The 7,469-nt window shown below is 64.1% G+C and carries 4 protein-coding genes and 1 pseudogene; 4 read left to right on the top strand and 1 reads right to left on the bottom strand.

Going from position 1 to position 7,469, the window contains the following annotated elements:
• A partial coding sequence (locus tag AC30QB_RS06775; RefSeq protein ID WP_489545428.1) for a bifunctional aconitate hydratase 2/2-methylisocitrate dehydratase occupies window positions 1-1,620 on the top strand: 1,620 nt, incomplete at its 5' end.
• 119 nt (window positions 1,621-1,739) lie between these two features.
• On the opposite strand, the gene sbcB is transcribed toward AC30QB_RS06775, so the two are convergent.
• Window positions 1,740-3,176, bottom strand: coding sequence for an exodeoxyribonuclease I (gene sbcB, locus AC30QB_RS06770; protein WP_489545427.1), 1,437 nt, complete (start codon window positions 3,174-3,176; stop codon window positions 1,740-1,742).
• Window positions 3,177-3,349: 173 nt separating this feature from the next.
• Here sbcB and serC point away from each other — a divergent pair, with 173 nt between their 5' ends.
• The 3 genes and pseudogenes from serC to AC30QB_RS06755 all read left to right on the top strand — a co-directional run.
• Window positions 3,350-4,432 carry a 3-phosphoserine/phosphohydroxythreonine transaminase gene (gene serC, locus AC30QB_RS06765; RefSeq protein WP_489545426.1) on the top strand — a complete coding sequence of 361 codons (1,083 nt, stop codon included), beginning with the start codon at window positions 3,350-3,352 and terminating at the stop codon, window positions 4,430-4,432.
• A 69-nt stretch (window positions 4,433-4,501) separates the two neighbouring features.
• Complete coding sequence (locus AC30QB_RS06760) at window positions 4,502-5,671, top strand: phosphoglycerate dehydrogenase (protein WP_489545425.1); 1,170 nt, start codon at window positions 4,502-4,504, stop codon at window positions 5,669-5,671.
• 411 nt (window positions 5,672-6,082) lie between these two features.
• A pseudogene (locus AC30QB_RS06755) lies at window positions 6,083-7,469 on the top strand (heme utilization protein); the annotation flags it as partial.

The following is a 7,469-nucleotide window of genomic DNA, read 5'->3' as shown; positions in this document are numbered from 1 at the left end:
GCCGAGTTCAAGATGAAAAGCGACATGTTGTTCGATGAGGTGCGTGCCGGTGGCCGCATACCGCTGATCGTCGGGCGCGGGCTGACGGCCAAGGCCCGCGAGGCGCTGAAGCTTCCGGTCAGCATGTTGTTCCGCCTGCCGCAGAACCCCGAAGACACCAAGACCGGCTTCACGCTGGCACAGAAGGTCGTGGGCCGCGCGGTCGGTTTGCCGGCCGGCCAGGGCGTTCGCCCGGGCACCTACTGCGAACCCCGCATGAGCTCGGTGGGTTCCCAGGACACCACCGGGCCCATGACGCGCGACGAGCTGAAAGACCTGGCCTGCCTGGGCTTCAGCGCCGACATGGTGATGCAGTCGTTCTGCCACACCGCGGCCTACCCCAAGCCGGTCGACGTGAAGATGCACCACGAGCTGCCCGACTTCATCAGCACCCGTGGCGGTGTCTCGCTGCGCCCGGGCGACGGCATCATCCACAGCTGGCTCAACCGCTTGCTGCTGCCCGACACCGTGGGCACGGGCGGCGACAGCCACACCCGCTTCCCCATTGGCATCAGCTTCCCTGCCGGTTCGGGCCTGGTGGCCTTTGCCGCCGCCACCGGTGTGATGCCGCTCGACATGCCTGAATCGGTGCTGGTGCGCTTCAAGGGCACTATGCAGCCTGGCGTCACCCTGCGCGACCTGGTCAACGCCATTCCGCTGTACGCCATCAAGGCCGGCCTGCTGACGGTTGCCAAGCAAGGCAAGAAAAACATCTTCAGCGGCCGCATCCTTGAGATCGAAGGCCTGCCCGACCTGAAGGCCGAGCAAGCCTTTGAGTTGAGCGACGCCTCTGCCGAGCGCTCGGCCGCCGGCTGCACCGTGCACCTCAACAAAGAGCCCATCATTGAATACATCAACAGCAACATCACGCTGATGAAGTGGATGATCTCCGAGGGCTACGCCGACGCACGCACCTTGGCCCGTCGCATTGCGGCGCAAGAAGCGTGGCTCGCCAACCCGCAGCTGCTCAAGGGCGACGCAGATGCCGATTACGCTGCGGTGATCGACATCGACCTGGCCGACATCCATGAGCCCATCGTCGCCTGCCCGAACGACCCTGACGACGTGAAGACGCTCAGCGACGTGGCCGGCGCCAAGATCGACGAAGTATTCATCGGCTCGTGCATGACCAACATCGGCCACTTCCGTGCAGCCAGCAAGCTGCTCGAAGGCAAGCGCGACATTCCCGTCAAGCTGTGGGTCGCACCGCCCACCAAGATGGACGCCAAGAAGCTCAGTGATGAAGGCCACTACGGCGTGCTGGGCAACGCCGGCGCGCGCATGGAAATGCCGGGCTGCAGCCTGTGCATGGGCAACCAGGCGCAGGTGAAAGAAGGCGCCACGGTGTTCAGCACCAGCACGCGCAACTTCCCCAACCGCTTAGGCAAAAACAGCAACGTCTACCTCGGCTCGGCCGAGTTGGCCGCCATCTGCTCCAAGCTCGGCCGAATCCCTACGCGCGAGGAGTACCTTGTCGACATGGGCGTGCTCACCGCCGCCAGCGACAAGATCTACCAGTACATGAACTTCGACCAGATCAAGGACTTCACCGACGCGGCCGACAAGGTGGCCACCGTCTGAGTTTTCTTCGTACTGATTGAAAGCCCTGCAGCGCGAGCTGCGGGGCTTTTTTTGTGGGAGGGCGACGGTCGCCTTGGCGGTGAAACCTCCTGCTCACCGCCACAAACCTCAACCAAGACTCAATCTCGCTCCGGTGCGATCTCGGTTGCATAGTCGACCAGCGCCCCCAAGATGTCTTGCGCACGCTCGTCATCTGCTGCTTCCTGCAGCGCGTCTATGCGCTCGAAGAAGGCTGCAAGCGTCAGCCCGCCCCCCGCACCATCGTGCAAGCGGTGCGCACAATGCTCTTGCCATTGCACCGTCTCTGCCTCGCTCAAGCTCGCCGGAAAATTGCGCGCGCGGTAGCGAAAGAAGAGCTCATCCAATCGCTTGTCGGCAAACGCCGGGCGCTTGTCGGCCAGCTGCGTGGGGCCCAGGCCGCGCAGGCGCGTGAGGCTGCGCCGGTCTTCGTTGCCGATGAAGCCGCCGTAGAGGTCTTCATCGACATCGGGCTTGCCGTCGGGCGCCGGCCGCTCGAACACCGCCGCCCACATGCCCGCGAGCAGCTGGCCCTTTTCAGCCGCGATCTCGGCGTGGCGCAGCGACTGCTCGACGTTGAGGCCCCACTTTTCAGCCATCACGCTGCTGAAAGGCTTGTAGTTGCCCACCACGATGGGCGACTTGTTGATGTGGATGGTTTTGATGGGCAGGCGCGTCGTGCCCTCAGGCAGGTCGTCGGCCTTGCTGAACATGCGCTGGCGCATGGTGTCGACGTTGAGCGCGAAAAGCTCGCTCGGGTCGAAGGCCAAGTCCCAGACGATCACTTCATTTTTGTTGGTCGGGTGCGGCGCCAGTGGCCACACGAGCGCAATGCCGCCACGCTCCACGCCGTACATGCCCGACACATGCAAAAAGGGCTTGCCCACGCCCATCTCGCGCACCACTTCGTCTTTTTTGCGCAGGCGCAGGCAGAAGTCCCACAGCTTGGGCTGACGTTGCTTGATGAGGCGCGCCACGGCGATGGTGGCGCGCACATCAGACAAGGCATCGTGCGCGGCCTCATGCACCAGGCCGTTGGCCTTGGTGAGGTGCTCAAGCTTGAACGACGGCCGGCCGTCGTCGTGTTTGGGCCACTCGATGCCTTCGGGTCTAAGCGCCCAGGTCACGCGCACCACGTCGAGCAGGTCCCAGCGGCCGCACTGGTTCTGCCACTCGCGTGCATAAGGGTCGATCAGGTTGCGCCAGAAGAGATGGCGAGTCACCTCGTCGTCGAAGCGGATCGAGTTGTAGCCCACGCCAATGGTGCCGGGCTGTGCCAGTTCTTTCTCGATCAGATCGGCAAACGCATGCTCAGGCACCCCCTCAGCCAAGCAGGCTTGCGGCACGATGCCGGTGAGCAGGCACGATTCGGGGTCGGGCAGGTAGTCGGGTGCGGGTTGGCAATAGACCATCGTCGGCTCGCCGATCTCGTTCAGGTCGAGGTCGGTGCGCACCCCGGCAAACTGCGAAGGCCGGTCGCGGCGCGGCACCCGGCCGAAGGTCTCGTAGTCGTGCCAGTAGAAGGTGGTGTCGGTCATAGCGGCGCAATCTACCAGCCCGGCAAGCAAGCACTGATGGGCTAAGCTATCGGGCCGACATTCATCCCCGTTCGGGCTGAGCCTGTCGAAGCCTGCGCAAGCTTCGACAGGCTCAGCCCGAACGGTCGCATGAGAAGCACCGTTCACCTTCAATTGCCCAGCGGAGACCCTCCATGACTCGCGTTTTCAACTTCAGCGCCGGCCCCGCCGCCCTGCCCGAATCGGTACTGCGCCAGGCAGCCGACGAGATGCTCGACTGGAAAGGCTCTGGCATGTCAGTCATGGAGATGAGCCATCGCGGCAAGGAATTCATTTCCATCCATGCCCAGGCCGAAGCCGACCTGCGCGAGCTGCTGGCCATCCCGGCCAACTACAAGGTGCTGTTCCTGCAGGGCGGTGCCATCGGCCAGAACGCCATCGTTCCAATGAACCTGCTGCGCGGCAAGACCAGCGCCGACTACATCTACACCGGTGAGTGGGCCAAGAAGTCGATCAAGGAGGCCAAGGCTTTCTGCAAGGTCAACGTGGCCGCGTCATCTGAAGACACGCAGTTCACGAGCGTGCCCAAGCAGAGCACCTGGAAGCTAGACCCCAACGCCGCCTATGTGCACATCTGCTCCAACGAAACCATCGGCGGCGTCGAGTACCACTGGGTGCCTGACACCGGCAGCGTGCCGCTGGTGGCCGACATGTCGTCGAACATCCTGTCGCGCCCGGTCGACGTGAGCAAGTACGGCCTCATCTACGCCGGTGCGCAAAAGAACATCGGCCCCGCAGGCTTGACCATCGTGATCGTGCGCGACGACCTGCTCGGCGGCGCAATACCCACCACGCCTTCGGCCTTCGACTACAAGCAGCAAGCCGAGGCCGACTCCATGCTCAACACCCCGCCCACCTACGCGATCTACATCGCCGGGCTGGTGTTTCAGTGGATCAAGGCGCAGGGCGGCTTGAAGGCGATGGAAGCCCACAACCGCACCAAGGCCGCGTTGCTGTACGACTACCTCGACAGCACCAGCTTCTACACGAGCCCCATCGCGAAGGACGACCGCTCGCTGATGAACGTGCCCTTCAAGCTGAAAGACGAAGCACTAGACGCGGCCTTCCTGAAAGGCGCTGAAGCGCGCGGCATGTTGCAGCTCAAAGGCCACCGCTCAGTGGGCGGCATGCGCGCCTCCATTTACAACGCCATGCCCATCGAAGGCGTGAAGGCGCTGGTGGCTTACATGAAAGAGTTTGCCTCCCAAAACTCGTAAGGGCTTCCCATGATGGCGGGCGAGGCGCAGCGTGGCACGCTGCGCCCACCACTTCGGGAGGAACCCGCCATGTTCGACATCCTGGTTCTCAACCAGATTTCAGCCAACGGCCTGAAGCGCCTGCCCGCCGAGCGCTACAAGGTGGGCAAAGACGTGGCCCAGCCCGATGCCGTGCTGGTGCGCTCAGCCGACATGCACGCGCTCGACATCCCGGCCAGCGTGAAGGCTATCGCCCGCGCGGGCGCCGGCACCAACAACATCCCCGTCAAGGCCATGAGCGCGCGCGGCGTGCCGGTGTTCAACGCGCCGGGCGCCAATGCCAACGCAGTGAAAGAGCTGGTGCTTGCCGGCATGCTGATCGCGGCGCGCAACATCGCGCCAGCGCTGAGCTTCGTCAACGCGCTAGACGCCAAGTCACCCGACATGGAAAAGACCGTGGAAGACGGCAAGAAGAATTACGCCGGCTTCGAGCTCGCCGGCCGCACGCTGGGCATCGTGGGCCTGGGCAAAATCGGTTGCCTGGTGGCCGACGCCGCCATCAAGCTCGGCATGAACGTGCTGGGCTACGACCCCGAGATCACGGTCGACGCCGCCTGGAGCCTGCCCGCGCAAGTGAAAAAGGCTGCCAGCGTGGCCGAAGTGATGAAGAACGCCCACTTCATCACCCTGCACGTGCCCTTGGTCGACGCCACACGCGACCTCGTCAACGCCGACAACCTGGGGCTCATGCGCCCCGGCACCGTGCTGCTCAACTTCTCTCGTGAAGGCGTGGTCAGCGAGCGCGCCGTGCTGGCCTCGCTCAGCGCCAAGCACCTGGGCTGGTACGTGTGCGACTTCCCGAGCGCCGCGCTCAACGCGCACGACAAGGTGGTGGCCCTGCCGCACCTCGGCGCCTCCACAGGCGAAGCCGAAGAGAACTGCGCCTTGATGGTGGTCGACCAGCTCGTCGACTACCTGGAGCAAGGCAACGTGAGCAATGCCGTCAACTTCCCCAGCGTGACGATGGGCCGCGAGTCGGCCTACCGCGTGGCCATCGCCAACGCCAACGTGCCCAACATGCTGGGCCAGATCTCGGGCGCGATGGCCCGCGCGGGCCTGAACATTCACAACATGGTCAACAAGTCGCGCGGCGACATGGCCTACACCCTGGTCGACGTAGACAGCCCTGTGAGCGATGCGGTGCTGCAGGGCATTGCCGCGATCGAAGGCGTGCTGACGGTGCGCTACCTGCCCGAGTAGCACCCCTCAAGACTGCCTTCTATATAGAGGGTGGTTTGAAAAAGACAGAGGCCAGGCCTCGCCGGATGCGGCGAGGCCTTTTTCGTTCTGGAAGCCGAAACGAGCCGTCCGTGACGAATGTCTCGCGGCAGGCCACACGCCGATTCGGGTCAGCAAGCAATTCACGAACAAAGCCGTTTAGGGCCAGCAAATCCGCCTTAAGTCGATAGGGGCTAGGGCCGATATTCCGTGGGAATGGGAGAAGAGGAATCCGGGGTGGCTGCCTTTTGGGCAGCGCTGCGAGTCCCAAACGCCCTAGACACCTCACGTGAAAACCCCCGTTCCTCGTCAGAGCGCCGCGAAGCAAGCCCCACAGGCCTGCCTCTCTGCCGTTGACCGGAATCACTGAATTCGAGAACAAGGAAACGATCCATGGCCACCATCATCACCGCCCTGTCCACCGCACAAATCGCGGGCCTGTCGACCAAGACCATTGCGGGGCTGACGACAGAAGACTGGGCAGCGTTCAGCACGGCACAGATCGTCGCGCTGACCACGGCACAGATGGGAGCCATCACTACCACGGGCATCACCTCTCTAGACGCGACACGCATCGCTGCGTTCGAGACAGCTGACCTGCGCGCCCTGAACTCCACCTCTTTGCGGGTGATGAGCACCGAGCAGCTGGCCGCGCTCAGCTCCGACCAGATGGCTGCGCTGACCACCGCGCAGGTGGCTTCTCTCACCACCAGCCAGATCGCCGGCCTGACGACTGAAGACCTCACCGCGATGGGCACTGCGCAGTTTGCGTCGATGACCAGCGCCCAGGTTTACGCGCTCACCACCGACCAGATCGCCGCTCTCGAATCAGCCGACCTGCGCGCCATCAGCAGCACCGGCCTGCGCGCCTGGAGCACCACGCAAATCGGCGCCCTGACGTCCGACAACATGGCCGCGATGACGACCTCGCAAGTCGCTGCCCTGACCACCGCCCAAGTTTCCACCCTCGTCAGCGACGACCTGAACGCCTTCAGCACCGCGCAGTTCGCGGCCATGACAACCGCTCAAGTCGCTTCGCTCACCGCTGGCCAGATCGGCACGCTGGAGTCGAATGACCTGCGCGCTCTCACGACCGCTCAGTACGCCGCCTTCACCACGGCCCAAGCCCAAGCGCTGACGACCGACCAGATGCCGCTGCTGGAGACCGACGACCTGCGCGCTCTCAGCTCCACCGCGCTGCGCGCCTTCTCGACCGAGCAGATTGCCGCACTGACCTCAGCCCAGATCGGTGCCCTGACCACCGGCCAGGTGGCCTCCATGACCACCGGCCAGGTGGCCGGCCTCACCACCGAAGACCTCGTCGCGATGGGCACTGCCCAGTTCGCTTCGATGAGCAGCGCCCAGGTTTACGCGCTTACCACCGACCAGATCGCCGCTCTCGAATCAGCAGACCTGCGCGCCATCAGCAGCGCCGGCCTGCGCGCCTGGAGCACCACGCAAATCGGCGCCCTGACCTCCGACAACATGGCAGCGATGACGACCTCGCAAGTCGCTGCCCTGACCACGGCTCAAGTTTCCACCCTCGTCAGCGATGACCTGAACGCTTTCAGCACCGCACAGTTCGCGGCCATGACCACGGCCCAAGTCGCTTCGCTCACCGCCGGCCAGATCGGCACGCTGGAGTCGAATGACCTGCGTGCTTTGACGAGCGCCCAGTACGCTGCCTTCACCACGGCCCAAGCCCAAGCGCTGACGACCGACCAGATGCCGCTGCTGGAAACCGACGACCTGCGCGCCCTGAGCTCCACCGCCCTGCGTG

The sequence above is a fragment of the Rhizobacter sp. genome (assembly GCF_046595475.1).
Classification (GTDB): Bacteria; Pseudomonadota; Gammaproteobacteria; order Burkholderiales; family Burkholderiaceae_C; genus Rhizobacter.
Note: the sequence above shows the minus strand (reverse complement) of the source record. Positions and strands in the feature narration are given on the sequence as shown.